Source organism: Paraburkholderia sp. CHISQ3, assembly GCF_030464945.1.
GTDB classification, from domain to species: domain Bacteria; phylum Pseudomonadota; class Gammaproteobacteria; order Burkholderiales; family Burkholderiaceae; genus Paraburkholderia; species Paraburkholderia megapolitana.
On record NZ_JALPRG010000002.1, the window covers coordinates 37,822 to 64,111 of the forward strand.

General features: G+C 63.0%; 26 protein-coding genes and 1 tRNA gene. 9 read left to right on the plus strand and 18 right to left on the minus strand.

What is annotated here, in order from left to right:
• Positions 1 to 58: 58 nt before the first annotated feature.
• The 11 genes from pheS to M0D65_RS03885 form a co-directional block, all read right to left on the minus strand.
• A complete protein-coding gene (gene pheS / locus M0D65_RS03835; RefSeq protein ID WP_266251257.1) occupies positions 59 to 1,072 on the minus strand; it encodes a phenylalanine--tRNA ligase subunit alpha in 1,014 nt (337 codons plus the stop codon).
• Positions 1,073 to 1,231: 159 nt separating this feature from the next.
• The gene (rplT, locus tag M0D65_RS03840) at positions 1,232 to 1,591 is read right to left on the minus strand and encodes a 50S ribosomal protein L20 (protein ID WP_006052502.1); all 360 of its coding nucleotides are present in this window, start codon (positions 1,589 to 1,591) and stop codon (positions 1,232 to 1,234) included.
• Positions 1,592 to 1,620: 29 nt separating this feature from the next.
• Complete coding sequence (gene rpmI / locus M0D65_RS03845; protein WP_006052501.1) at positions 1,621 to 1,818, minus strand: 50S ribosomal protein L35; 198 nt, start codon at positions 1,816 to 1,818, stop codon at positions 1,621 to 1,623.
• 252 nt (positions 1,819 to 2,070) lie between these two features.
• On the minus strand, positions 2,071 to 2,592 hold the full coding sequence (infC, locus tag M0D65_RS03850; protein ID WP_091020146.1) for a translation initiation factor IF-3: 522 nt from the start codon (positions 2,590 to 2,592) through the stop codon (positions 2,071 to 2,073).
• 50 nt (positions 2,593 to 2,642) lie between these two features.
• Positions 2,643 to 4,550, minus strand: coding sequence for a threonine--tRNA ligase (gene thrS / locus M0D65_RS03855; protein ID WP_266251272.1), 1,908 nt, complete (start codon positions 4,548 to 4,550; stop codon positions 2,643 to 2,645).
• Positions 4,551 to 4,805: 255 nt separating this feature from the next.
• Positions 4,806 to 4,882, minus strand: a tRNA-Val gene (locus tag M0D65_RS03860).
• Positions 4,883 to 4,992: 110 nt separating this feature from the next.
• Positions 4,993 to 7,233 carry a bifunctional (p)ppGpp synthetase/guanosine-3',5'-bis(diphosphate) 3'-pyrophosphohydrolase gene (locus tag M0D65_RS03865; protein ID WP_266251274.1) on the minus strand — a complete coding sequence of 747 codons (2,241 nt, stop codon included), beginning with the start codon at positions 7,231 to 7,233 and terminating at the stop codon, positions 4,993 to 4,995.
• A gap of 53 nt (positions 7,234 to 7,286) precedes the next feature.
• Positions 7,287 to 7,640 carry a RidA family protein gene (locus M0D65_RS03870; protein WP_091020139.1) on the minus strand — a complete coding sequence of 118 codons (354 nt, stop codon included), beginning with the start codon at positions 7,638 to 7,640 and terminating at the stop codon, positions 7,287 to 7,289.
• 73 nt (positions 7,641 to 7,713) lie between these two features.
• Positions 7,714 to 8,634, minus strand: coding sequence for an alpha/beta fold hydrolase (locus M0D65_RS03875; RefSeq protein ID WP_266251277.1), 921 nt, complete (start codon positions 8,632 to 8,634; stop codon positions 7,714 to 7,716).
• A gap of 346 nt (positions 8,635 to 8,980) precedes the next feature.
• Positions 8,981 to 9,622, minus strand: a complete 642-nt coding sequence (locus M0D65_RS03880) for a CoA transferase subunit B (protein ID WP_266251279.1) — start codon at positions 9,620 to 9,622, stop codon at positions 8,981 to 8,983.
• A 2-nt stretch (positions 9,623 to 9,624) separates the two neighbouring features.
• Positions 9,625 to 10,329 (minus strand): CoA transferase subunit A, encoded by a 705-nt coding sequence (locus M0D65_RS03885; protein WP_091020131.1) that lies wholly within the window; start codon positions 10,327 to 10,329, stop codon positions 9,625 to 9,627.
• A 248-nt stretch (positions 10,330 to 10,577) separates the two neighbouring features.
• Here M0D65_RS03885 and M0D65_RS03890 point away from each other — a divergent pair, with 248 nt between their 5' ends.
• A complete protein-coding gene (locus tag M0D65_RS03890) occupies positions 10,578 to 11,123 on the plus strand; it encodes a LuxR C-terminal-related transcriptional regulator (protein ID WP_096717071.1) in 546 nt (181 codons plus the stop codon).
• A 43-nt stretch (positions 11,124 to 11,166) separates the two neighbouring features.
• Here the strand turns inward: M0D65_RS03890 and M0D65_RS03895 are convergent, their stop codons facing one another.
• Together M0D65_RS03895 and M0D65_RS03900 are read right to left on the minus strand one after the other, a co-directional pair.
• The gene (locus tag M0D65_RS03895) at positions 11,167 to 11,598 is read right to left on the minus strand and encodes a thioesterase family protein (RefSeq protein ID WP_091020129.1); all 432 of its coding nucleotides are present in this window, start codon (positions 11,596 to 11,598) and stop codon (positions 11,167 to 11,169) included.
• Positions 11,599 to 11,652: 54 nt separating this feature from the next.
• Positions 11,653 to 12,432: an SDR family oxidoreductase gene (locus M0D65_RS03900; protein WP_091020126.1), complete on the minus strand. Its 780-nt coding sequence runs from the start codon at positions 12,430 to 12,432 to the stop codon at positions 11,653 to 11,655.
• Between the two features lie 188 nt (positions 12,433 to 12,620).
• Here M0D65_RS03900 and M0D65_RS03905 point away from each other — a divergent pair, with 188 nt between their 5' ends.
• Positions 12,621 to 14,294, plus strand: coding sequence for an electron transfer flavoprotein-ubiquinone oxidoreductase (locus M0D65_RS03905; protein ID WP_266251288.1), 1,674 nt, complete (start codon positions 12,621 to 12,623; stop codon positions 14,292 to 14,294).
• 76 nt (positions 14,295 to 14,370) lie between these two features.
• Here M0D65_RS03905 and aroC read toward each other — a convergent pair whose 3' ends face one another.
• From aroC to M0D65_RS03920, 3 genes are all read right to left on the minus strand, one after another.
• Entirely contained in the window at positions 14,371 to 15,471 is a 1,101-nt protein-coding gene (aroC, locus tag M0D65_RS03910; protein WP_266251290.1) for a chorismate synthase, read from the minus strand.
• Between the two features lie 116 nt (positions 15,472 to 15,587).
• Complete coding sequence (locus M0D65_RS03915; protein ID WP_266251292.1) at positions 15,588 to 17,525, minus strand: MFS transporter; 1,938 nt, start codon at positions 17,523 to 17,525, stop codon at positions 15,588 to 15,590.
• Positions 17,526 to 17,729: 204 nt separating this feature from the next.
• Positions 17,730 to 18,188, minus strand: a complete 459-nt coding sequence (locus M0D65_RS03920) for a CBS domain-containing protein (protein ID WP_096718531.1) — start codon at positions 18,186 to 18,188, stop codon at positions 17,730 to 17,732.
• A gap of 245 nt (positions 18,189 to 18,433) precedes the next feature.
• Between M0D65_RS03920 and M0D65_RS03925 the strand changes: the two genes are divergently transcribed.
• The 3 genes from M0D65_RS03925 to M0D65_RS03935 all read left to right on the plus strand — a co-directional run bounded on the left by M0D65_RS03925 (position 18,434) and on the right by M0D65_RS03935 (position 21,055).
• Positions 18,434 to 19,765, plus strand: a complete 1,332-nt coding sequence (locus M0D65_RS03925) for an O-acetylhomoserine aminocarboxypropyltransferase (RefSeq protein ID WP_266251297.1) — start codon at positions 18,434 to 18,436, stop codon at positions 19,763 to 19,765.
• A complete protein-coding gene (locus tag M0D65_RS03930) occupies positions 19,762 to 20,592 on the plus strand; it encodes an alpha/beta fold hydrolase (protein ID WP_266251299.1) in 831 nt (276 codons plus the stop codon). The genes M0D65_RS03925 and M0D65_RS03930 overlap by 4 nt, the downstream gene beginning before the upstream one ends.
• A 142-nt stretch (positions 20,593 to 20,734) precedes the next feature.
• Positions 20,735 to 21,055 carry an Mpo1-like protein gene (locus M0D65_RS03935; RefSeq protein ID WP_266251301.1) on the plus strand — a complete coding sequence of 107 codons (321 nt, stop codon included), beginning with the start codon at positions 20,735 to 20,737 and terminating at the stop codon, positions 21,053 to 21,055.
• A 49-nt stretch (positions 21,056 to 21,104) separates the two neighbouring features.
• On the opposite strand, the gene M0D65_RS03940 is transcribed toward M0D65_RS03935, so the two are convergent.
• On the minus strand, positions 21,105 to 22,457 hold the full coding sequence (locus tag M0D65_RS03940) for a YihY family inner membrane protein (protein ID WP_266251303.1): 1,353 nt from the start codon (positions 22,455 to 22,457) through the stop codon (positions 21,105 to 21,107).
• A 95-nt stretch (positions 22,458 to 22,552) separates the two neighbouring features.
• Between M0D65_RS03940 and wrbA the strand changes: the two genes are divergently transcribed.
• The 4 genes from wrbA (at position 22,553) to M0D65_RS03960 (ending at position 25,979) form a co-directional block, all read left to right on the plus strand.
• Positions 22,553 to 23,155, plus strand: a complete 603-nt coding sequence (gene wrbA, locus M0D65_RS03945; RefSeq protein WP_091020105.1) for an NAD(P)H:quinone oxidoreductase — start codon at positions 22,553 to 22,555, stop codon at positions 23,153 to 23,155.
• Positions 23,152 to 23,589, plus strand: coding sequence for a DUF2069 domain-containing protein (locus M0D65_RS03950; RefSeq protein ID WP_266251307.1), 438 nt, complete (start codon positions 23,152 to 23,154; stop codon positions 23,587 to 23,589). The genes wrbA and M0D65_RS03950 overlap by 4 nt, the downstream gene beginning before the upstream one ends.
• A gap of 64 nt (positions 23,590 to 23,653) precedes the next feature.
• On the plus strand, positions 23,654 to 25,099 hold the full coding sequence (locus tag M0D65_RS03955) for an FAD-binding oxidoreductase (RefSeq protein WP_266251309.1): 1,446 nt from the start codon (positions 23,654 to 23,656) through the stop codon (positions 25,097 to 25,099).
• A 37-nt stretch (positions 25,100 to 25,136) separates the two neighbouring features.
• Positions 25,137 to 25,979, plus strand: coding sequence for a metallophosphoesterase (locus M0D65_RS03960; RefSeq protein ID WP_266251311.1), 843 nt, complete (start codon positions 25,137 to 25,139; stop codon positions 25,977 to 25,979).
• Positions 25,980 to 26,013: 34 nt separating this feature from the next.
• On the opposite strand, the gene M0D65_RS03965 is transcribed toward M0D65_RS03960, so the two are convergent.
• Complete coding sequence (locus M0D65_RS03965; protein ID WP_266251313.1) at positions 26,014 to 26,169, minus strand: hypothetical protein; 156 nt, start codon at positions 26,167 to 26,169, stop codon at positions 26,014 to 26,016.
• Between the last annotated feature and the right edge of the window lie 121 nt (positions 26,170 to 26,290).

Here is a 26,290-nt window from a genome sequence, read left to right on the forward strand (position 1 = left end):
ATCAGGTTAGGTCCACGTCCGGCGAATGCATCGGCACCTGCCGGCAGCACAGCGCGCGTTACGCGAATTGACGCAGGAAACGCAAGTCGTTCTCAAAGAACAGACGCAGGTCCTGCACGCCGTAACGCAGCATCGCGAGCCGCTCGAGGCCGCTGCCAAAAGCAAAGCCGATGTAACGCTCGGGATCGAGGCCCATGTTGCGGATCACGGTCGGATGAACCTGGCCCGAGCCCGAAATTTCCAGCCACTTACCGGCGTTCTTGCCCTGCTCGAACATCATGTCGATTTCGGCCGACGGTTCGGTGAACGGGAAATACGACGGACGGAAGCGCACGAGAATGTCGTCGCGCTCGAAGAACTTCTTCAGGAAATCCGTGTAGACACCCTTGAGATCCGCAAAGCTGATGTTCTCGTCGATCCACAGACCTTCGACCTGGTTGAACATGGGCGAATGCGTCGCGTCGCTGTCCACGCGATAAGTACGGCCCGGCGCGATCGCCTTGATCGGCGGCTTGTTCATGCGGGCGTAGCGAACCTGCATCGGGCTCGTATGCGTGCGCAACAGCAGCTGGCGGCCGTCGGCATCCTTGCCGTCGACATAGAACGTGTCCTGCATCGAGCGCGCCGGATGATTCTCCGGGCTGTTCAATGCGGTGAAGTTGTACCAGTCGGTTTCGATCTCGGGGCCGTCGGCCACATCGAAACCGATCGAGCGGAAAATCTGTTCGACGCGCTCCCACGTGCGCATCACCGGATGCAGGCTGCCTGCACCGATGCCGCGACCCGGCAGCGTGACGTCGATCGCCTCGGCGGCGAGACGCTGGTTCAGCAACGCGTCGGCAAGCGCCTGGCGGCGCGCCGTCAGCGCGGCTTCCACCTGCTGCTTGGCGATGTTGATGCGCGCGCCTTCGGTTTTACGCGTCTCGGGATCGAGTTTGCCCAAACCCTTCAGCAACTCGGTCAGCGCACCCGACTTACCGAGAAAACGGGCTTTTTCGTTTTCGAGGGTCGTGATGTCGGTGGCCTGTTCGAAGGCTTTTTGCGCGTCGGCGACAATCTGGTCCAGATCCATTGATCCCATCTTTTCAACGTCAGTGTTCTATCGAAACGAAAGTGGCTCGACCAACAAAAAAGGGGCTCGGTGAGGAGCCCCGTTTTTGTTGCAGCGTCACCGAAACCACCGGATCTTCGCTGCAACGAACCACGCAGTACGATGTGCTAACTAGCGCAATCAGGCTGCAACGGCGGCTTTCACCTGCTGAACGATCGCAGCAAAAGCGGCCTTGTCGAACACAGCCATGTCGGCCAGCACCTTGCGGTCGAGTTCGATCGAAGCCTTCTTCAGGCCGTTGATGAACACGCTGTACGTCATGTCGTGCTGACGCACCGCCGCGTTGATACGCGTGATCCACAGTGCGCGGAACACACGCTTCTTGTTGCGGCGATCGCGGTAGGCGTACTGGCCTGCGCGCATGACCGCCTGCTTGGCGATGCGATAGACGTTATTGCGGCGGCCGCGGTAACCCTTGGCCAGCTTGATGATCTTCTTGTGGCGGGCCCGTGCGGTAACCCCACGTTTGACTCTAGGCATAATGAACTCCTGTGAGTTTTAGTTAAGGGTTAGGCGAACGGCAGCATTGCGCGCACGGAGTTCAGATCGGAATCATGAACGGCCGTGGAGCCACGCAGGTGACGCTTGTTCTTGGTGGTTTTCTTGGTAAGAATGTGGCGCTTGAAGGCTTGACCGCGCTTGACGGTACCGCCCGGGCGCACCACGAAGCGCTTTGCAGCACTCTTCTTGGTCTTCATCTTAGGCATGACGAACAACTCCATTATTTGATGGATATGGGTGTGCGGTTGGCGCGAACGCCCTTTACCGCCCTTCGAAACCCACTCCACTTGGTATGCAGCAGACCTGTCCTGCCGGTCGCCGCTTTTTCAGAAGCAGTGCCTGTGAAACCGGCACTGCTTCGAAACCTGCTGCTTCCCGTCACCTGACGAGAAGCCTGATTTTTCCACAACTACTTTTCACAACCGCCGGGCACATCACACGATGCACCCGCTTGCGGCTTACTTCTTTTTCTTCGGCGACAGCACCATGATCATCTGGCGCCCTTCCATCTTGGGCATCTGCTCGACCTGACCGACTTCGTCGAGGTCGGTGCGCAGACGCTCCAGCATGCGCATACCGATTTCCTGGTGAGCCATTTCGCGACCACGGAAACGCAACGTGATTTTCGTCTTGTCGCCGTCTTCGAGAAAGCGCACGAGATTACGAAGCTTGACGTTGTAATCTCCGTCGTCGGTACCGGGCCGGAACTTCACTTCCTTGACCTGGATGACCTTCTGCTTGAGCTTGGCCTCGTGTTGCTTCTTCGCTTCCTGGTACTTGAATTTGCCGTAGTCCATCAACCGGCAAACAGGCGGTACCGCCTGCGGAGCAATTTCGACCAGATCAACGTCCTGCTGCTCCGACAGTCGGAAAGCATCGGCGAGTTTCACGATGCCCAGCGGTTCGTTTTCGACTCCGACGAGACGCACCTCAGGTGCGGTTATTTCGCCGTTGATGCGATGCGGCTTATCCGTAGCGATGTTACGTTTCCTCTAAAAATTAAAAAAACGAGCCGCGCTGCCGAAGTGGTTTACCGGAACGACTGCACGTCCTCGCGCAGGCGTTCAGTAAAGGCTTCGACCGGCATTACACCCAGATCGACGCCACCACGGGCACGCACGGCTACCGTTTGTGCATCACGCTCTTTATCGCCGACCACAAGGAGGTACGGCACCTTTTCCAGCGTGTGCTCGCGTATTTTATAGCTAATCTTCTCGTTGCGCAAATCAACCTCTACTCTAACCCCTTGTTTTTGCAACGTTTGGGCGAGAGCAGCGGCATATTCGGCCTGACTTTCGGCGATATTCATCACCACAACCTGCATCGGCGCCAGCCAGGACGGCATTGCACCAGCATGGTGCTCGATCAGAATGCCGAGGAAACGCTCCATTGATCCGACGATTGCCCGGTGCAGCATGATCGGGCGGCGCCGGCCGTTGTCCTCGGCCACGTATTCGGCGCCGAGGCGCTCCGGCAGCACCATATCGAGCTGCAGCGTGCCGCATTGCCACGAGCGGCCGAGCGCGTCCTTGATGTGATATTCGACCTTCGGACCGTAGAACGCGCCCTCCCCGGGCAGTTCCTCCCAGGTCACGCCGCAGGCCGTCAGCGCCTCGCGCAGGCCCTGTTCGGCACGATCCCAGGTTTCGTCGGTGCCGGCGCGCGCGTCGGGGCGCAGCGACAGCTTGATCTCGACCTGGTCGAAGCCGAAGTCCTTGTACACACTCATCGCGAGCGTGTTGAACGCGATCGACTCGCTGATGAACTGGTCTTCGGTACAGAAAATGTGTGCGTCGTCCTGCACGAAACCGCGCACGCGCATCAAGCCGTGCAGCGCGCCCGACGCTTCATTGCGGTGACACGAGCCGAACTCGGCATAGCGCAACGGCAGATCGCGATACGAACGCAGCCCGTGGTTGAACACCTGCACGTGCCCCGGACAGTTCATCGGTTTGATCGCATAGTCGCGCTTCTCCGATTCCGTCGTGAACATGTTCTCGCGATAGTTCTGCCAGTGACCGGACGCTTCCCACAGCGAGCGGTCCATGATCATCGGCGTCTTGATCTCGAGATAGCCCGCGTCGTTCACACGGCGGCGCATGTACTGCTCGACCTGCTGCCACAACGTCCAGCCACGCGGATGCCAGAACACCATACCCGGCGACTCTTCCTGCATGTGGAACAGGTCGAGTTGCTTGCCGAGCTTGCGGTGATCGCGCTTCTCAGCTTCTTCGAGCATGTGAAGGTACGCGTCCTGATCTTCCTTCTTGACCCACGCCGTACCGTAGATACGCTGCAGCTGCTCGTTCTTCGCATCGCCGCGCCAGTACGCGCCTGCCACCCGCATCAACTTGAACACCTTCAGCTTGCCGGTGGACGGCACGTGCGGGCCGCGGCACAGATCGGTGAAACCGCCGTGCGAATAGAGCTTGATTTCGTCGGTAGCGGGAATCGATTCGATGATCTCGGCCTTGTACTTCTCGCCGATGCTCTTGAAGTACGTGACCGCCTCGTCGCGCGACACTACGCGGCGCGACACCGGCTCGTCTTTCTTCGCGAGTTCCTGCATGCGCTTTTCGATCTTCTCGAGATCGTCCGGCGTGAAGGGACGGCTGTATGCGAAGTCGTAGTAGAAGCCGTTATCGATCACCGGGCCGATCGTGACCTGCGCTTCCGGATACAGATCCTTCACCGCATACGCGAGCAAGTGCGCGGTGGAGTGGCGGATGATATCGAGGCCGTCTTTATCTTTATCTGTGACGATGGCAAGCGACGCATCGTGATCGATCAACGCGGACGTATCGACCAGCTCGCCGTCGATCTTGCCGCCAAGCGCGGCTTTGGCAAGACCCGGACCGATCGATGCCGCTACTTCGGCGACCGTAACCGGATGCTCGTACTGTCGAACAGAACCGTCAGGCAGACGTATCGAAACCATTTCGCTCTCCGTGATGCCGACCGGCGGCGGCACATACGATAACCCGATAAAGACGAAAAAAATGCGGCCCCGCTTTCGAGGGGCCGCATTTCACATTCAGCAAACTACAAGGGCGAAAGAGGTCCTCGACTAGCGTCGTTCCGAAGTGGTTCCGGTCAACGTTCGCGGTGTCATAACCGTATTCGCCTTGATGCGCCGAAGCGCATGCTGCTTCATTATTCAAAAACTCCGGCGAACCGGAGTTTCGATTTTCGTTGGTAGGCTCGATTGGACTCGAACCAACGACCCCCACCATGTCAAGGTGGTGCTCTAACCAGCTGAGCTACGAGCCTAAAGAAGCGAAATTATAAGAAGCCCAGCAAATCTTGGCAAGTACTTTTATGCGGCCACATCACAGGAACTGCTCACGACGGGAAACTGCACGCGCTTGCCGTCGGTCGCGTCACGCCTTGCGCGAGGCACGCACGACGCCGGCCACTTCGCCGAGCAACGCGCACGCGCGCTGAACCTGCGCGGCGCTCGATACTTCGACGGTGAATTGCATGTAGGCCGCGTTGCGACGGCTCTGCGTCTTCACGCCGATCACGTTCATCTTCTCGCGCGCAAACACTTCGGAGATATCGCGCAGCAGTCCTTGTCGGTCGCTTGCTTCGATCGCCAGGTCGACTGGGTACACGGACTGGCCGCGACCGCTCAACACGTCGGCGGACCATGTGGTCTGCAGCACGCGCTCGGGTGCGCGATCGACCATCCGCAGGAACGTCGGGCAATCGCGCCGGTGAATCGACATGCCCTTACCGCGCGTGACGAAACCGCTGATCTCATCCGGCGGCGCCGGGCGGCAGCAACGCGCGAGCTGCGTCAGCAGCGCATCGACGCCGACCACCAGCACACCCGTCGACGCACCGTGCGCGACGCTTGCGCCACTGCTGCGCTTCTCGAACTGCTCGGGTGCTTCGATCTCCGGTTCGGCTGGCGGCGCATCGTGCAGCGCCTGCTCGACGAGCCGCAAGCTGAACTCTTCCTTGCCAACCACTGAGAACAGATCGTCGGTGTCCTTGAAGCCGAGCTTCGCCGCGAGCTGATCGAGATTGACCGAAGTCTTGCCCTCGCGTTGCAAGGTCTTTTCGACCATCGCGCGGCCGGTCGCGATGTTTTCCTGCGCATCGACCGCGTTGAACCACGCGCGCACTTTCTGCCGCGCGCGCGGACTATGCATGTAGCCAAGCTGCGGATTGAGCCAGTCGCGCGACGGACCGCCCTCTTTCACCGCGACGATCTCGACGGTCTGTCCGTTCTGCAGCGACGTGTTGAGCGGGACCATCGCACCGTCGACGCGTGCACCACGGCACCGGTGTCCCAGTTCGCTATGCAGGTGATATGCAAAGTCCACCGGCGTCGAACCCTGCGGCAGCGGAATCACGCGTGCCTGCGGCGTCATCACGTAGATGTGGTCATCGTCGACCGTCGCCTGGCGCAGATGCTCCCACGGCTGACTGACCTGCTCCTTGTCGTCGCCCTCGGACACATCGTCCTTCCACGCGAGCAACTGGCGCAGCCATGCGATCTTCTCGTCGTACTTCTCGTCCGCACTGAACTGGCCGTCGTAGCCGCGCGTGCCGGCTTCCTTGTAGCGCCAGTGCGCCGCCACGCCGTACTCGGCAAAGCTATGCATTTCCTGCGTGCGGATCTGTACTTCGAACGCGCGGCCGTCGTCGCCGATCACGACCGTATGCAGCGACTTGTAGCCGTTCGGCTTCGGTCGCGAGATGTAGTCGTCGAACTCTCTCGGCACCGGTTGCCACAGGTTGTGCACGATGCCGAGCACGGTGTAGCAATCCTTGATATCCGGCACGATCACGCGAAACGCGCGCACGTCGTAGAGCTCGGCGAAATCGAGCGCCTTGCCGTGCATCTTGCGCCAGATGCTGTAGATATGCTTCGGCCGGCCGCTCACTTCCGCGCGGATATGTGCCTCGGCCAGCTCGTGTTGCAGCCGGGTAATCGCTTCATCGACATAGCTCTCACGCTCGACGCGCTTCTCGTCGAGCAGCTTCGCGATGCGCTTGTACGTGTTGGGTTCTTCGAAGCGGAACGCGAGGTCCTCGAGCTCCCACTTCAGTTGCCAGATACCGAGCCGGTTGGCGAGCGGCGCGTAGATGTCGAGCGTTTCGCGTGCGACGTCGGGCGACGGTGTCACCTTCGCTGCCGCGTAGTAGCGCAGCGACTGCAACCGCGACGCGAGGCGGATCAACACGACGCGGATGTCCTGGGCAAACGCGAGCAGCATCTTGCGCAGCGCCTCGATCTGCGCGCGGCGCGCCGCTTCCGCGTCGCGTCCCGCTTCGGGAAACGCGTTCTGCGCGGCGCGCAGGCTGACCGTACCGAGGCGCAACAGCTTGCGCACGTTACCGACGAGCTGCACCACCTCTTCGCCGAACTTCTCCGCGATGAGCTGCTCCGGGTCCTGCAGATGCGGCGTCAGCCCAAACAGCGCAGCCGCGAGCACGGCGGGCGGATCGACGTTGAGCGTGCGCATGATCGACGCCGTACCGATCGCGTGTTCCGCGAGCAGTTCGCCGGAAGACAGCCGCACGTCGCCCGCATGTTCGCGGACGAACGCCAGCGCGTCGTCGAAAGACGGCACAGGTTGAGGCACAGTCGTAACGGTATCGGTATTCATGATGCAGCGGTCCGCCGGCTCCGGCGAACCCGGGTATTCGACAACAAGTTCAGCTAGCTACGCTGCGCAGCCACGACGACCACTTCGACGAGGCACTTCGGGTTCGCGAGGCTCGCTTCGACCGTCGCGCGCGGCGGCGTCGCGCCCTGCGCGACCCACTCGTCCCACACCGCATTCATGCCAGCGAAATGGACCATGTCCGAGATGTAGATCTGCACGGACAGCAGATGCGATTTGTCGCTGTTCACTTCGCCCAGCAGGCGATCGATGTGCCCGAGCACTTCGCGCGTCTGACCGGCGATGTCCTGCTCGGTGTCTTCGGCGATCTGGCCGGCGAGGTAGACCGTGCCGTTGTACACGGCGATTTCGGAAAGGCGCTTGCCGACGTGGTGACGAATGACTGCCATGAAATGTCCTGACGGTTAAGGGTGAACGGACGCACTGCGCATTGCCATGACTGACGGGCCGCGCAACCGCATATTATGACGCGTCGGCATCCGCGCCGATGAAGAAACGTCGCGCGATGTCGATCTGGTCCGCTGACAAAAACGCCGGCGCATGTCCCACGCCTTCGATCTCGACGCTCGACACCGCGCGCCCGCGCTCCACCATCTGCGCCAGCGTTTCACGCGACAACAGATCCGACTGCGCCCCGCGCACGGCCAGCACCGGTCCCGGTGCGGTACCGAGTGCATGCCACAGCGCCGCTTCGCCGAGCGCGGTCTGTTCCGCGGTTAGCGCGGCGAACGGCTCGGCGATGCGCGGATCGTAGCGGAACTGCCATGCGCCATCGCGCTCGTGCAGTAGCGGCGTATTGATCTCGCGCCATTCGTCGGGCGTCAGCGGGCCGAACGTTTTCGCGAGCAGCGCCGCATGATCGATGCCCTGCTGCAGCGTCTCGAAGCGCGCCGGCTTGCCCAGGTAGTCGCCGATGCGCGCAACGGCCGCGGGATCCAGACGCGGACCGACATCGTTGAGCAGCAGCTTGCGGATCGGCGAGCCCGGCAACCCGGCCAGTCCCATGCCGATCAAACCGCCCATCGACGTGCCGAACCAGTCGACCGTTTCGACATCGAGGCGTGCGATCAACGTGATCATGTCCGCGACATACTGGGGCACCGTGTAACCCGCTGGATTGACGAGCCACGACGACAAGCCCCGGCCTACGACATCGGGGCACACCACCCGGTACACGCCCGACAACGCCCGCGCCACCCGATCGAAATCGCGACCCGAGCGCGTGAGCCCATGAACGCAAAGCAGCACGCGCGGATTGGCCGGATCGCCCCACTCGGTATAGGCGACGCGATGCAGGCCGCTTGCGCTCGAACACTGGACGAAACGCTGACGTGGCGCAGAGGAATCGACGGATGCGGCGGGAACGGCGAGCGTGGCGGTCATCAGGGGGTCCTTACGAAGACACGGGCGGAGAATCCGTCGGTGGCGTGGGCTGCGGCGCTACCGGACATTGCAGGCGAGCGGCCCAGCGGCGCAGCCCGAAGAAAGCTGCGGAACAGGGCTAATTGTAAACCGCTTTGTCATGGGGGACCGGCAAACGCGCCGCCATCGGCCAGTGGCTCGGTGATCAGCCCGGCCCAAAAACAAAGCGGGCGAAACCCCGGATTCCTGGGTTCCGCCCGCCTCGTGCGACACCGCGACTGCAACCTGCGCGGCAACTGCCCGTCTCGCTTCGCTTGCGTGTCAGTGCGACTGCCGCCTGTGTAGCAACCTGCCTATACCGTTTCGATTAGTTCACCGCGCTCACGTCGAGCGGCGCGCCGGTCTTCGCCTTGATCTCATCGACGCTCACGCCCGGCGCCAGTTCAACCAGTTTCAGGCCGTCCGCGGTCACGTCGATCACGCCGAGGTCGGTGATGATCTGATTGACGACACCCACACCCGTCAGCGGCAACGTGCACTCTTCGAGAATCTTGTGCTGATCGCCCTTCGCGACGTGCTCCATCAGCACGACGACACGCTTCACGCCGGCCACCAGATCCATCGCGCCGCCCATGCCCTTGATCATCTTGCCCGGGATCATCCAGTTCGCGAGATCGCCCTTCTTGCTGATCTGCATCGCGCCGAGGATCGCGAGATTGATGTGGCCGCCGCGAATCATCGCAAACGAATCCGCCGACGAAAAAATCGACGAACCCGGCAGCGTCGTCACCGTCTGCTTGCCGGCGTTGATCAGATCTGCGTCGACTTCATCTTCGGTCGGCGACGGGCCGATACCGAGCAGACCGTTCTCCGATTGCAGCCACACTTCGACGCCGGCCGGCACGTGGTTCGCCACCAGCGTCGGCAGGCCGATACCGAGGTTCACGTAGAAACCGTCCTGCAGTTCTTTCGCCGCGCGCGCGGCCATTTCGTCACGAGTCCATGCCATGATCACGCTCCTTTCGCGCGGACGATGCGTTGTTCGATGCGTTTCTCCGGATGCGCATTCAGCACGATGCGCTGCACGAAGATGCCCGGTGTGTGGATCGCATCCGGATCGAGCTCGCCCACCTCGACGATCTCTTCGACTTCCGCGACCGTGATCTTGCCGGCCATCGCGCACATCGGGTTGAAGTTGCGCGCAGTGCGGCGATAGATCAGGTTGCCCGATTTGTCGGCCTTCCACGCCTTGACGAGCGCGACATCAGCGGTCAGCGAACGTTCGAGTACGTATTGCCTGCCGTCGAAATCGCGGGTTTCCTTGCCTTCGGCAATCAGCGTGCCGAAGCCGGTGTTGGTGAAGAACGCCGGGATACCCGAGCCGCCCGCGCGCAGCTTCTCGGCGAGCGTGCCTTGCGGCGTGAATTCAAGTTCGAGTTCGCCGGCCAGATACTGACGCTCGAACTCCTTGTTCTCGCCGACATACGACGAGATCATCTTCTTGACCTGGCGCGTCTCGAGCAACTGGCCGAGACCGAAGCCGTCGACGCCCGCATTGTTGCTGATACACGTGATGCCTTTCACGCCGGTATCGCGCAGCGCCGCGATCAGCGCCTCCGGAATGCCGCACAGACCAAAGCCGCCGACGGCGAACGTCTGCCCGTCCTTGACGATGTCTTCGAGCGCGGCAGTCGCGCCTGGATAGACCTTGTTCATCAGTTTGTCCCTTCCTCGATATGAAACCCGAAAACCGGATCGATGCGCTGCGCCGCTGTCGCGGCCCGTCACGTCATTCTAGTCGTCCGCCGTGGGCGTCGTCGCTGGATCGCGCAACCTGCGTCCAGCCCGCTCGCCCGTGCTGCGCGGCCTTGTGATTTGTTCGAAAGGGTACGCTGCGGCAGCGATACGGCACAATACGCAAAAATACATAAGTGTTCGCCATTGCTCTTCACCACCCGCCGCCGATGCCCGCCCTCGATTACCAGACTGCCTTCCACCTTGCGCCGATCGGACTCGTGCTGTCGCGCGAGCGGATCATCGAAGACTGCAACGACCAGCTCGCGGCGATCTTCGGCCGTACGCGCGAGTCGTTGCTCGGGCAATCGTTTCAGGTGCTCTATCCATCGTCCGATGAATTCGAGCGGATCGGCGCGCGCATTCCGCCGATCATGACCGCCCAGGGCAGCTACGCCGACGACCGCATCATGAAGCGCACGAACGGCGAACTGTTCTGGTGTCACGTGACCGGCCGTTCGCTCGATCGCGGCGACCCGCATGCGGCGGGCGTATGGACCTTCGAGGATCTGAGCGCGACCCGGCGGGTCGCCGTCGAACTGACGCCGCGCGAGCGCGAGATCGCCGCGCAACTGGTGACGGGAAAGACGAGCAAACAGATTGGTCGCGCGCTCGATATCAGTTCCCGCACCGTCGATGTGTATCGCGCCAAGTTGATGCGCAAATACGATACGGGCAATGCCACCGAGCTGCTGCAGCGGCTGCTCGGGCATTGACGCGTGACGGCGTGACAGAAGGGAGATGGGGTGCTGGCTACGCTCAGCCGAGCTTGACGAGCAGCGCGTTCTCGATCGTCCCGCGCAGCAGGTCCGGCAGCGGCGTCGACTTGCCGGCTGCATAGTCGATCCACACGCAGCGTGCGGCGCCGCGTGCATAAAGCGTCTGCGGATCGTCGGCGCGGAACAGTTCGAAACCGGTATCGAAGCTGCTGCGCCCGGGTTTGCCGACCGTCATCCGGCCAATCACGTCGCCGGGATAATGCAGCTGCCTGAGAAACTCCATCGATGCATTGACGAGCACCGGTCCCTGCCCCTGGCCGTTGCCGCCTGCAATGCCGATCTGCTCAAACCAGGAGAGCCGCACCTGCTCCATGTAGCGGAAATAGATCGTATTGTTGACGTGGCCGAACGCGTCCATATCGCCCCAGCGGATCGGCATCGACATCTCGAAGACTGCGTGGTATTCGCTCATCGTACTTCTTCTGCTCGTTAAAACCGGCACGGCGCGCGCCGTGCCGAGTGGCCGTCAGGCGAGGCCGAAGCCATCGTCGGCGGCAATGATCGAACCGTTGATGAACTGCGATTCGTCGGCGGCGAGCAACAGCAGCAGGCCGTCCAGATCCTCCGGTTTGCCCACGCGATGACGCGGCAGCAGCGACACGAGCTTCTGCCCCTGCTCGGTCGACCAGTGATGGTGATTGATCTCCGTATCGATGTAGCCAGGGCAGATCGCGTTCACATTGATGCCGTGACGGCCCCATTCCTGCGCCATCGCCTTCGTCATATGGACGACAGCGGCCTTGCTCATCGAATACAGGCCAATTTGCGGAAACGCCCGCAGCCCCGCCACCGACGCAATGTTGATGATCCGGTAAGCGGGCTTCTGGCCACCGTTGTTGCTGCGCATGATCATCCGCTTCGCGACTTCCTGGGCGACGAAGAAAGCGCCGCGCGTGTTCGTGTCGAACACGTATTCGAAATCGGCGGGCGTGACTTCGGACAGCTTCTGCGTAGTCGACACGCCGGAGTTGTTGACGAGGATATCGATCGTGCCCGCTTCGGTCTCGGCGTGCGCCACTGCCGACTTGATGCTCTGATAATCGGTGACATCGAGCGAGACGACGTGCGCCGCGCCGCCGGAGGCTTCGATTTCCGCGCGTAGTTCCTTCAGGCGTTCGGTACGGCGGCTGGCCAGCACGACCTTCGCACCGGCCTGCGACAGCACTTGCGCAAAGCGCTTGCCGAGTCCGCTCGACGCGCCTGTAATCAGCGCGACCTTGCCTTCCAGATTGATCGAACGGCCCATTGTCTTTCCTTGTTTTGATGAGGGTTGCAGGCGCGGCGATACCGCCAATGACCTCGATTGCGCGCGTCGCCACCGTACCACATAAATAGAACGATCGTGCTAATCTCTGTTCATCCGGTTGCAGCGCAGGTATCGTTCGCTGACAATACGAACCCGAAAAAAGCATTCTAACGGTAAGAGGAGCTTCAATGACCCCCACAAGTCTCATTGAGCAATATGGCCCGCGCGAGTCAATGGAATACGACGTGGTAATCGTCGGCGGCGGCCCTGCTGGCCTGTCCGCGGCGATCCGGCTCAAGCAGCGGGCGCAGGAGAAAGGCGTCGAGATCGGGGTCTGCGTGCTCGAAAAGGGCTCGGAGGTCGGGGCCCACATCCTCTCCGGGGCCGTGATGGACCCGCGAGCGATCACCGAATTGATCCCCGACTGGAAGGAAAAAGGCGCGCCGCTCAACGTCGAGGTGAGCGAAGACCGCTTCCTGTTCCTGTCCGAAACCGGCGCGAAGGCCGTGCCGAACTGGATGCTCCCGGACAACTTCAAGAACCACGGCAACTACGTCGTCAGCCTCGCCAACGTGACACGCTGGCTGGGTCAACAAGCCGAAGCGCTCGGCGTCGAAATTTTCCCGGGCTTCCCGGCCGCGGAAATCCTCTATAACGATGATGGCTCGGTCAAGGGCGTCGCGACCGGCAACATGGGCGTCGGCAAGGACGGCGAGCCGACCGAGAACTTCCAGCTCGGCATGGAACTGCACGCGAAGTACACACTGTTCTGCGAAGGCGCGCGCGGGCATCTGGGCCGTCAGCTGTCCGACCGCTACAAGCTGCGCGACGGCGTCGATCCGCAGGTGTACGGCATCGGCATCAAGGAGCTGTGGGAAATCGATCCGGCGAAGCACAAGCCCGGCCTCGTGATCCACTCGGCCGGCTGGCCGCTCGAGAGCGATACGTACGGCGGCTCGTTCCTCTATCACATCGACAACAACCAGGTGATGGTCGGCTTCATCGTCGGTCTCGGCTATACGAACCCGTACCTGTCGCCGTTCGAGGAATTCCAGCGCTACAAGACGCATCCCGCGATCCGCGCGTTTCTCGAAGGCGGCAAACGTGTGTCGTATGGCGCACGGGCCATCACGGCGGGCGGTTTGCAGTCGCTGCCGAAGCTGGTGTTTCCGGGCGGCGCCCTGGTCGGCGACGACGCGGGCTTTCTCAACGTCGCGCGGATCAAGGGCAGCCACGCTGCGATCAAGACCGGCATGCTCGCCGCCGACGCCGCATTCGACGCCGTGCAGGCCGGCCGTCAGTCCGACGAACTGGCCGCCTTCCCCGACACCTTCAAGACCTCCTGGCTTTACACCGAGCTGCATCGCGCGCGCAATTTCAAGCAGTGGATGAGCAAGGGCCTGTACCTCGGCACGCTGATGGTGGGTATCGAGCAGAAGGTATTCAGCGGCAATGTGCCGTGGACGCTGCATCACCAGCACTGGGATCACGAGATGCTGAAGCCGGCGTCGCAGTGCAAGCAGATCGAATATCCGAAGCCGGACGGCAAGCTGACGTTCGATCGGCTTTCGTCGGTGTTCATCTCGAACACGAACCACGAGGAAAACCAGCCCGCGCATCTGACGCTGAAAGATCCGACGGTGCCGGTCAACGTCAACTACCGCACTTACGCCGGGCCGGAAGGTCGCTACTGCCCGGCCGCCGTGTATGAGTTCGTCAAGAACGACGACGGCAGCGAGCGGCTCGTGATCAATGCGCAGAACTGCGTGCACTGCAAGACCTGCGACATCAAGGATCCGACGCAGAATATCGTGTGGGTGACGCCGGAGGGTGGCGGCGGTCCGAATTATCCGAACATGTGACGCTACGGCGCATGCCGTTTCGGACGTAAAAAAGCACCGCGCGCGGTGCTTTTTTCGTTGCTGCGCGCTGCGTACGCTACGGTGCGCTTGCCGCGATCTTCGGTGTATCGACCGTCACGTCGCCGCATTGCGCGCGATAACGCAGCGCATGATCGATCAGCACCAGCGCGAGCATCGCTTCGGCGATCGGCGTCGCTCGAATACCGACACACGGATCGTGGCGCCCGAACGTTTCGACGACCACCGGTTGTCCGCTTCGATCGATCGAACGGCGCGGCGTACGGATGCTCGAAGTCGGCTTGATCGCGATCGACACCGTGATGTCCTGCCCGGTCGAAATACCGCCGAGCACCCCACCCGCGTGATTGCCGACGAACCCTTCCGGCGTCAACTCGTCGCCATGCACCGAACCGCGCTGCGCAATGCTCGCGAAACCAGCGCCGATCTCGACGCCCTTCACCGCATTGATGCCCATCATCGCGTGCGCGATGTCGGCGTCGAGGCGGTCGAACAGCGGCTCGCCGAAACCGACCGGAATGCCCGACGCCACCACGTTGATGCGTGCACCGATCGAATCGCCGTCTTTGCGCAGCGCATCCATATACGCTTCGAGCTGCGGCACGATGTCCTGATTCGGCGCGAAGAACGGGTTCTCGCGCACATGTACCCAATCGACGAACGGCACGTCGATCTCACCGAGCGCCGCCATATACGCACGAATCTCGGCGCCGAAATGCTCGCGCAGCCACTTCTTCGCCACCGCACCGGCGGCCACTGTCGGCGCGGTCAGACGTGCGGACGACCGGCCACCGCCACGGTAATCGCGAATGCCGTATTTCTGCCAGTAGGTGTAGTCGGCGTGGCCGGGACGGAACGTATCGGCAATGTTGCCGTAGTCCTTGCTGCGCTGATCGGTGTTGCGGATCAGCAGCGCGATCGGCGCGCCGGTCGTGCGGCCTTCGAAGATGCCGGACAGGATCTCGACCTTGTCCTCTTCCTGGCGCTGCGTCACGTGGCGCGAGGTGCCGGGCTTGCGGCGATCCAGTTCGAACTGGATATCGTCTTCGGCGAGCGCCATGCCCGGCGGACAACCGTCGATCACGCAACCGATAGCCGGTCCATGCGACTCGCCGAACGTCGTGACGGTGAAAAGCGTACCGAGAGTATTGCCGGACATGAGCGGAGTCCAAAGAAATGCGGGAGACCGTTATTATGCCAGCCCGCTCCTGGCTACGCGGGACGGACCGCGGGCCCGTCATGTGCCGCGGCTTTGCTTGCCGCGACCCGCGCGCTTCACTTACGCGCGCCGCGCAACTCGCTAACGATCTGCTGCAGCCGTTCCGGCGTCGCTTCCTCGGCGCTGAGCGGCTCGCCCACCGCCAGCGTCAGGCGGCTCATCACGCCTTTGTTTAGCGGCCGGGGCACGCGTGCTTCGGCGGCCCGCGAGAAGTAGCTGCCCCACAGCCCGCGCAGCGCCATCGGCACGACCGGCGCCGGTGTGCGGCGGATGATCTCGGTCACGCCGTGGCGGAACGGGTTCATATCGCCGGTCTTGGTCAGCTTGCCCTCGGGGAAAATGCACACGAGATCGCCATCGGTCAGCGCCGCCGCGCAGGCATCGTACGCGCGCGCCAGCATGTCGGGGTCTTCGTGCGCGGGCGCGATCGGAATCGCCTTGCCGTGCCGGAACACCCAGCCTGCAAACGGTGTGCGGAAGATCCGGTGATCCATCACGAAGCGGATCGGCCGCGGGCTCTCCGCCATGATGACGATCGCATCGACATAGCTGACGTGATTGCACACCAGCACCGCCGCGCCTTCTTCCGGGATGCGTTCGGCATGCACGAGGCGAATCCGGTAGAACGTGTGCACGAGCATCCACGCGATAAAGCGCAGCAGAAACTCCGGCACCAGCGAATAGATGTATGCGGCGACTACGATGTTGAGCAGCGCAGTGGTCAGGAAGATGCCCGGAATGCCCACCCCGAGCGCCGTCAACCCGACGGCCATCAACGCGGACACGATCATGAACAGCGAATTGAGAATATTGTTCGCCGCGATGATGCGCGCGCGGTGAGTCGGCTGGCTGCGGCTCTGGATCAACGCGTACAGCGGCACGCTGTAAAAGCCGCCGAACATCGCCAGCAGCAGCAGATCGACCAGCACGCGCCAGTGCGCCGGCACCGCGAGAAACTCGCCGACCGACAGCAGATGTGGCGCGGCCGGCAGCGCATGGCTCGCGAAAAACAGATCGATGCCGAACACGCTCATGCCGATCGAGCCGAGCGGCACGAGGCCGATTTCGATGCGCCGTTTCGACAGCCGTTCGCACATCAACGAGCCGCTACCGATGCCGATCGAGAACGTCGCGAGCAGCACGGTGACGACATCGGGATTCGCGGACAGCACTTCCTTCGCGAAACGGAAAAACGACGACAGGAAGGTCGCGCCGAAAAACCACAGCCACGAAATACCGAGCAGGCTCAGAAACACCGTGCGATCCTCGCGCGCCAGCTTCAGATTGCGCCACGTTTCGCTGACCGGGTTCCAGTTGATGCGCAAGTCGGGCTGCAGCGCCGGCGTGGACGGCACCGCCACCGACACCGCGCGTCCCGCCAGCGCGATCACGACGCACATGCCCGCGAGCACCACCGCGCCATGCTCGACGAAACCGGCCGCGGCGCCCCCGGCGATCGTGCCGATCAGGATCGCAACGAAGGTGCCCATTTCGATGAGCCCGTTGCCGCCGACCAGCTCCGCCTTCGACAGATGCTGCGGCAGGTACGCGTACTTGACCGGGCCGAAGAGCGTCGAATGCACGCCCATCAGGAAAGTGCCGAGATACAGCAGCGACGCGTTGTGAAACCAGAACCCCGCCCCGCCGATCAGCATCACGCCGATTTCGAACGTCTTCACGAAGCGCGTGAGCGTCGCCTTGTCGTACTTGTCGGCGATCTGTCCCGAGGTCGCGGACAGCAGCACGAACGGCAGGATGAAGATTGCGGAAATCAGGAACGCCGCGGTCTTCGCGTCCACACCGGAAAAGCGCGCGGTCTGATACGTGACAAGCGACGTAAAGCCGATCTTGAACACGTTGTCGTTCATCGCGCCGAGGAACTGGGTCCAGAAAAATGGCGAGAAACGGCGTTCGCCCAGCAGGGCGAACTGGGATTCGTGTGCGTGCGCGCTCTGGGCGGCAGGAGTGGCGGCAGGTAGCGGGCGGTCGCTCATGAGAGTTGGATAAACGGCAAGGGGCGCATGGATATGGACACATGCGGGGACAGGTGTCGCGAGCAAACGCGTGGGCGCAGATTCATCTCACTCTCCTGCGTACGCAAATAGACACGCGAACAAAAAAAGCGCCCGCTTTCGCGCGCGCCCTGGTATGGCTCAACCGCATGGCGACATGCACAGCATGCCAGCGCGACGCGCCGGCTAGCGGGCCTGCTGCGGTTCCTGCTCTTCCGGCCAGTCGCGGATATAGGCCTTGAGCATGCGATTCTCGAAACCCTGCTCTTCGACCACCGCCTTCGCGACGTCGTAGAACGAGATCACGCCCATCAACGCGCGGCTTTCGAGCACCGGCAGATAGCGCACGTGATGCTCAAGCATCATGCGGCGCACTTCGTTGACGTCGGTTTCCGGTGTGCAGGTGATCGGATGGTCGTCCATGACCTTGCGGATCGTCGATGTACCGACGCTACCGCCGTTGCGGCGCAAGGTCAGGATGATCTCGCGGAACGTCAGCATGCCCACCAGATCGCCGTATTCCATCACCACCAGCGAACCGATGTCGTGCTCCGCCATCGCAGTGACTGCGTCGTGCAACGATGTGTCGGGGGTAACCGTGAAAAGGGTGTTGCCCTTGACCTTGAGAATGTCGCTGACCCGCATGATTTGTCTCCTGATGACGCCGGTATCGCATGACTGATTTTCGATGCTAGCGGAAAGGCCCATAAAAGGAAAGCGCGCGGAAGGGGCCCGGAAAGCCCGCCATCGCCCGGCGGACGGGCGCAGGGCGCACCCCGATGGTCCCCTGGAAGGCCTCAAAAAGGCGCTTCGGGGCGCCCCGCCCGGGATGATAGGATGGCCGCCACCTTCACCCTTTGCGCAGGCCGTGCGCGGCTGCGCCCGCCAGGATGTCCGCCAACCGTTTCGATACGCTCGCGCTGCACGCTGGCGCCGCCCCCGATCCCACGACCGGCGCGCGCGCCACGCCAATCTACCAGACCACGTCGTTTTCGTTCCGCGACACCGATCACGCGGCTTCGCTGTTCAATATGGAGCGCGCCGGGCATGTCTATTCGCGGATCTCGAATCCGACCGTGGCCGTTTTCGAGGAACGCGTCGCCGCGCTCGAAAACGGCGCGGGCGCGATCGGCACCGCGAGCGGCCAGGCCGCGCTGCATCTGGCAATCGCCACACTGATGGGCGCCGGCTCGCACATCGTCGCGTCGAGCGCGCTGTATGGCGGCTCGCACAACCTGCTCAACTACACGCTGCGCCGCTTCGGCATCGAGACGACCTTCGTCAAACCGGGCGATCTCGCCGCCTGGCGTGCGGCGCTGCGGCCGAACACGCGTCTGTTGTTCGGCGAAACGCTCGGCAACCCGGGGCTCGACGTGCTCGACATCGCCTCGGTTGCGCAGATTGCGCACGACCACCGCGTGCCGCTGCTGGTCGACTCGACTTTCACGACCCCGTACCTGCTGCAGCCGTTCGCGCACGGTGCGGATTTCATCTATCACTCGGCGACCAAGTTCCTCGGCGGGCACGGGACGACGATCGGCGGCGTGCTGGTTGACGGCGGCACGTTCAACTTCGACGCATCCGGCCGTTTCCCCGAATTCACCGAACCGTACGACGGCTTCCACGGCATGGTGTTCGCCGAGGAAAGCACCGTCGCGCCGTTTCTGCTGCGGGCACGGCGCGAAGGTTTGCGCGACTTCGGCGCGTGCCTGCATCCGCAGGCGGCGTGGCAGTTGCTGCAAGGTATCGAAACGCTGCCGCTGCGCATGGAACGCCATGTCGCCAATACGCGCCGGATCGTCGAGTTTCTCGTGGCGCACGCAGCGGTTGAATCGGTGGCGTATCCGGAACTTGCGTCGCACCCCGACCATGCGCTCGCACAGCGCCTGTTGCCGCGTGGCGCGGGCGCGGTGTTCAGCTTCAACCTGCGCGGCGATCGCGCGGCCGGTCGACGTTTTATCGAAACGCTGTCGCTGTTCTCGCATCTCGCGAATGTCGGCGATGCGCGCTCGCTTGTCATTCATCCCGCATCGACCACGCACTTCCGCATGGACGCGGCGGCGCTGGCGGCAGCCGGAATTGCCGAAGGGACGATCCGGCTGTCGATCGGTCTCGAAGATCCCGACGATCTGATCGACGACCTGAAACGTGCGCTGAAAGCGGCGCAGAAGGCGCCGGCTGCGCCCTCGGGCGGTGCTGCCCGTAAGGAGACGTCCGCATGATTATCGACGTTCGCGGAACGCCTGCTTACGCCTATACCGGCGGCAAATCTTTCGATCCTGCTCTGCCGTGCGCGGTTTTCATCCATGGTGCCGAGCACGACCACAGCGTATGGGCGCTGCAAACCCGCTACTTTGCTCATCACGGCTTCAGCGTACTCGCCGTCGATCTGCCAGGTCATCACCGCAGCGCAGGGCCCGCACTGTCGAGCGTCGCCGCGATGGCCGACTGGCTCGCCGCGCTGCTCGATGCCGTGGGTGTGCAGCGTGCGTTCGTCGCCGGTCACAGCATGGGGTCGCTGATTGCACTCGATTTCGCCGGCCGCTATCCCGCCCGCGCAACCCATCTCGCACTGCTCGCGACCGCGGTGCCGATGGCCGTGTCCGCCACGCTGCTCGACGCGGCGCGCGAGCGCGAGCCGGAAGCGATCGAGATGGTCAACCAGTGGTCACACTCGACGTTCGCTGCGAAACCGTCGTGCCCGGGGCCGGGTTTCTGGCTGCACGGCATGAATCAGCGCCTGATGGAACGCGTCTCCGCAACCGGTGAACCGCAGTTGTTCCATACCGACTTCGCCGCCTGCAACGCATACACGGACGGGCTCGAACGGGCTGCGCAGGTGCGCTGCCCGGTGCGTTTTATCGTCGGGAATCGCGATGCAATGACGCCGCCGCGCGCTGCGCGGGCGCTCGCAGATGCGTTCGTGGCCGCGGGCGCGGCAGTGGACACCGTCACGCTCGACGCCGGCCATGCATTGATGACCGAGCAACCGGACGCGACGCTCGACGCCCTGTTCGATTTCGCCTCGCGCCCGCTTTCCGGTGGCTGATTCGCCGGTTGATCCGCAAGCCCTTGCCGCCACGCAACACCGGGCCTCAGCCCGGTTGCACGCGCCGGTCGATCGCAGCACAATGGATCAAGCCGGGCGCCGCGAACGGCGCCGGCAAGGGAAACGGAACAGGGAGGCGATCATGCGCCAAACTACTCACACCGAGCACTTCGCGAGCTTCGCGGAGTTCTATCCGTTCTATCTCGACGAGCATCGCAACCTGATCTCAAGGCGGCTGCATTTCATCGGGTCGCTGGGGGTAATCGGCTGCTTCGCGATGGCACTCGCAATGGGTGACTGGCTCTGGCTGCCGGCCGCGGTGGTCTGCGGTTACGGGTTCGCGTGGGTCGGCCATTTCTTCTTCGAGAAAAACCGGCCTGCGACGTTTCGTCATCCGGTTTATAGCTTGATGGGGGACTGGGTGATGTTTAAGGACATCTGCATCGGCAAGGTTTCGTTGTAGCCGGTGGTTCCAGCGACTTCTTCACCCAGACCGCCCCGCTATCGCGCCCTCACGCCGCCTGGTGCGAAGTCTCCGGCGCATCGTGCCCGGCGCCCTCGGCAGCCTGAGCCGCCCTCGCCGCCGCACGCACCGACAGCAGCGTAGCCAGCGTCACATGCAAGCTGTCGTTTTCCAAAGCACCAAGCAGCGTGTCCCGATCAAGCCGCGTCGAACTCAGATTGAGCTGATACGCCATTTCCTTCCGGTCGATCACGAACAGATCGAAGAGCCGTTCGACCGTCACCTGTCCGGGATTCGCGAGCATCAGAAAGCACGGCTGCGCGCCGTGTTCCTCGAGCCGCGCCACCCACTCGAGTTCTTCCAGCTCATGCAGCAACCGCGTCGCGGTATCGAGATCGCGTCGCAACATCCGCGCAAGCTGCTGCGCGGTGTAGCCGCGCTTGCCGGCATCGCGAGCCTCGCAAAGCCGCCCCAGCAGTTCGAGCGCATCGAGCAGATCGCTGCCCGCAAACTGCGGCCGATGGAACTGCCCCGTGCGGATCACCGGTAATGCCGACGTCACCATCGCACCGCCGAGCGTAATCAGCCACGTCAGGTACATCCACAGCAGAAACAGCGGCACCACCGCGAACGCGCCGTACACCGCCGTATAGGTCGGCATGCGGCGGATGTAGTAGCCGAAGCCGCGCTTCGCGAGTTCGAACGCGATCGCCGCACAGATACCGCCCACGACCGCATCACGCCACTCCACCCGGCAGTTCGGCAGATAAACGTAAAGCAGTGTGAACGCGAGGATGGTGAGCGGCAGCGCCGCGCCCGTGAGCGCCCATTCGATTACCGGCGTGATGCTTTGCGCAGCATGCAGCGCCATCGACTGGGTGAACAGATACGACGAGATCGACAGGCTCACGCCGATCAGGATCGGCCCGAGCGTCAGGATCGCCCAGTACACGAGCACACGCTGCGCGAACGGACGCGGCTTGCGCACACGCCAGATCACGTTGAACGCCGACTCGACCGTCATCATCGTCATCACCGATGTGACGAACAGGATGATCATCCCGAGCGTGGTGAGACCCTTCGCCTTCGATGCGAACTGGTTCAGGTAACGGAAGATCTGGCTGTTGAACTGCGCGGGCATCAGGTGATCGGCGAGGAAGCCCTGCAGCGATGCCTGGAACGACGCGAAGATCGGAAACGCGGTGAACAGCGCGAACGCAACCGTCGCCAGCGGAACGAGCGACAGCATGGTGGTGAACGTCAGACTACCCGCCACCTGGGGAATGCGATCTTCGCTGCTGCGCTGCGCGGCAAACTGCGCGAAACGCCTGAGCATGTCGAGATCGATACGCACTCTGGACAACGACAACCCTCCCTCTTGCTGCTTTCTTGCGACTTTCATGCTGCTCGATGCGCCCGCGCAGGCAAGGCGTGTAGCCCATTGCCGGGCGCGGCCGCAGACGTAGCCCCTATAATAACCGCTCACCGATAAGGCCCATGAAAGACATTCTCGTCCTCTACTACAGCCGTTACGGCGCCACCCGCGAGCTCGCGCTGGCGATCGCACACGGCGTCGACAGCGTGGCCGGCATGCAGGCGCGTGTGCGCACCGTGCCTCCCGTCTCAACGGTCTGCGAAGCGACCCAGCCCGATATTCCCGCCGAAGGCCCGCCCTACGCCGAGCTGCGCGATCTCGAAGAATGCGCGGGCCTCGCGCTCGGCTCGCCGACGCGCTTCGGCAACATGGCCGCGCCGCTCAAGTATTTCCTCGACGGCACGACGCCGCAGTGGCTGTCGGGCGCGCTCGCCGGCAAGCCGGCCGGCGTGTTCACGGCGACCGGCAGCCTGCACGGCGGCCAGGAAACGACGCTGCTGTCGATGATGCTGCCGCTCCTGCACCACGGCATGTTGATCGTCGGCATTCCGTACACCGAGAGCACGCTGACCACGACGCTGACCGGCGGCACGCCGTACGGCGCCTCGCACTTCGCACGCGCCGATTCCGCGCAGCAAGGCATCTCCGCCGACGAACGCGCGCTTGCCGTCGCACTCGGTGCCCGCATCGCGCGCACCGCGGCTGTCATGAGCGAGCGGCCATGAGTGCGCCGCGCGTGCCCGCTTCTTCTACAGGTAATCAAGCGCCCGCTGCTGATTCCGTCGCTGGAAACGCGACTGCCGCGCTCGGCGCGAACGCCGCGCTGTTGGCGCTGATCGTGTTGTGCGTCGCATGGGAATGGTGGCTTGCACCGCTGCGGCCCGGCGGTTCGGCGCTCGTGCTGAAGGCGCTGCCGCTGCTGTGCGCTGTGCCTGGCGTATGGCGTCGCCGACTGTACACGCTGCAGTGGGCGTCGATGCTGGTGCTGCTGTACTTCGCGGAAGGCATCGTGCGCGGCATGTCGGACCCGGGCTTCAGCGCGCGACTCGGCTGGCTCGAAGTGGGTCTCTCGCTGGTCTTTTTCGTTTGCGCGCTCGTGTATGTCGCACCGTTCAAGCGTGCGGCCCGGCGTGCGAAGAAAACCGCGCAAGCTTCGTAAATAATCGGCAAACCGCGCTGTCCCGTTCATCCGCACGTCGCACACTTACTCGTACGATTTCATCATGACTCAAGCCGCTGTCACTACCCCCGCCTCTGTCCAGTCGTTCGTCGACGCCTGCCGCGCTGCCATCGGCGCCGCACACGTGCTCACCGATCCACACGACACCGCGCCGTTTCTGACCGACTGGCGCCGCCGCTACACCGGCACCGCCTGCGCGGTGCTGAACCCGTCGAACGCACAGGAAGTCGCCGCACTCGTGAAGCTCGCCGTCGAACACGGCATCGCGCTCGTGCCGCAGGGCGGCAACACGGGGCTTGTCGGCGGGGCGACGCCGGACGAGAGCGGGCACCAGGCCGTGCTGACGCTGCGGCGCCTGAACCGTGTCCGCGACATCGATCCGCACAACAACACGATCACCGTCGAAGCCGGCGTCGTGCTCGCCGAAGTGCAGGCACGCGCCACGGAAGCAGGCCGTCTGTTTCCGTTGAGCCTCGCCGCCGAAGGCAGTTGCACGATCGGCGGCAATCTCGCCACCAACGCGGGCGGCACCGGCGTTCTGCGCTACGGCAATACGCGCGAGCTGTGTCTCGGCCTCGAAGTCGTGACGCCGCAGGGCGAACTGTGGGACGGCCTGCGCGGGCTGCGCAAGGACAACACCGGCTACGATCTGCGCGATCTGTTCATCGGTGCGGAAGGGACGCTCGGCATCATTACGGCTGCGGTGATGAAGCTGCATCCGCAGCCCGCTGCACAAGTCACGGCACTCGCCGCGCTGGCATCGCCGCATGCGGCGCTCGATTTTCTCGCGCTCGCACAGCGCATGGCCGGACCGCTCCTGACCGGATTCGAACTGATGTCGGATTTTTGTCTGCGCCTTGTTGGCCGGCATTTTCCGCAGCTGCGCTATCCGTTTGCCGATACGCATCCGCAGGTCGTGCTGCTCGAACTGTCGGACAGCGAAAGCGAGGCACACGCCCGCGCGCTGTTCGAGCAACTGATGGAAGCCGCGCTCGAAGCCGGCATCGTCGACGATGCAGTGGTCGCCGAAAGCCTCGCGCAATCGCAGGCATTCTGGGATCTGCGCGAACATATTCCGCTCGCGCAGGCCGAGGAAGGGTTGAACATCAAGCACGACATCGCGGTGCCGATCTCGCGCATCGGTCACTTCATCGACGAAACCGATGCCGCAATTGCAAAAGCGCTGCCGGGCGTGCGGATGGTCACATTCGGGCATCTCGGCGACGGTAACCTGCACTACAACGTGCAGGCACCGGAAGGCGTCGATGCGAAGGGTTTTCTGGCGGAGCACCAGGGGCCGATCAACCAGATCGTCTACGACAGCGTGCATCGGCATCGCGGCAGTATCAGCGCCGAACACGGCCTCGGCCAGTTGAAAATCGACGAAGCGGCGCACTACAAGTCCGACCTCGAAGTGCGCTTGATGCAGGCGGTCAAGCACGCACTCGATCCGCTCAATCTGATGAACCCGGGCAAGGTGCTGCGCTAACCGCACGCCGAACCCCACTCCTGCAGGAGTCGCCGCCGTGAAAGTCCGCATCCTGTCCGATCTGCATCTGGAATACAACGAGCCGGCGATCGTTCCGCACGCGGATGCCGACCTGGTGATACTCGCGGGCGACATCCACAATCACGCAGAAGGATTGCGCTGGGCCGCCGAAACCTTCGACGGCAACGTGCCGGTCGTCTATGTGCCGGGCAATCACGAGTACTACGACGGTGAGTTCGGCGCGCTCGAAGCAGCGATGCACGATGCCGCCGCTTCAGTCGATAACGTGCACTTCCTGAACAATGCCGCGCTCGTCGATCCGGCCGGCCGCTGGCGCGTGCTCGGCACGACGCTGTGGACCGATTTCGCGCTATACGGGGCAAGCACCGACGAGCGCGCGGAATCGATCGCGGCCGCGAAACGAGTCATGCTGGATTTTCTGGGATTGATTCAGGTGACGTGGCCGGCGCAGCGCGATGAAACCGCTCTGTCGGCAGCGCAGCAGGCAGGTAGCGCCGCTGCGCGCAACTTCACACCTCAAGACAGCCTCGCGCTGCACGAACGCGCGCGAGCGTGGCTCGAAACGGAACTGGCACGACCTTTTGCCGGCAAGACAATCGTCGTCACGCATCATGCGCCGCATCGCCTGAGTCTCGCTGCGCGCTACGCGGAAGATCTCGTGTCGGCGGGATTCGTCAGCGATCTGTCGACGCTCATCGGTACGCCGGCCGTGCTATGGGTGCACGGCCACACGCATACCGGATTCGACTACACGGTCAACGGCACACGCGTCGTGTGCAACCCGCGTGGCTATTTCGACCGGCGCACGGGCCAGTTCGAAAACCCCGATTTCGCGTGGGACCGGACCGTCGACGTCTGAAGCGACGTCGCGCGCCGATCTCCGGCAGCGAAGCCTAGCGATTGCGCTCGTCGCGCGTAGTCCGCGTCGGGCGGATGCGGACCGGCACGAGTTGCTGCTTCTCACGCAGGCGTTGCAGCAGGTCGCGCGATGCGGCGATCGCGATCAATCCGAACATGACGGCGACGCCGATCATCACTTGGGTATCCATGAGTGCCTCTTCATTGCTGAGTTACCAGATTGCTTCGTTGTTTCGCTACTAGACGTTAACAGGTCAATTCGCCCACAGAAGTAAGGAAGTGTTGCGGCGCGCCACATTTGTAACACGCCCG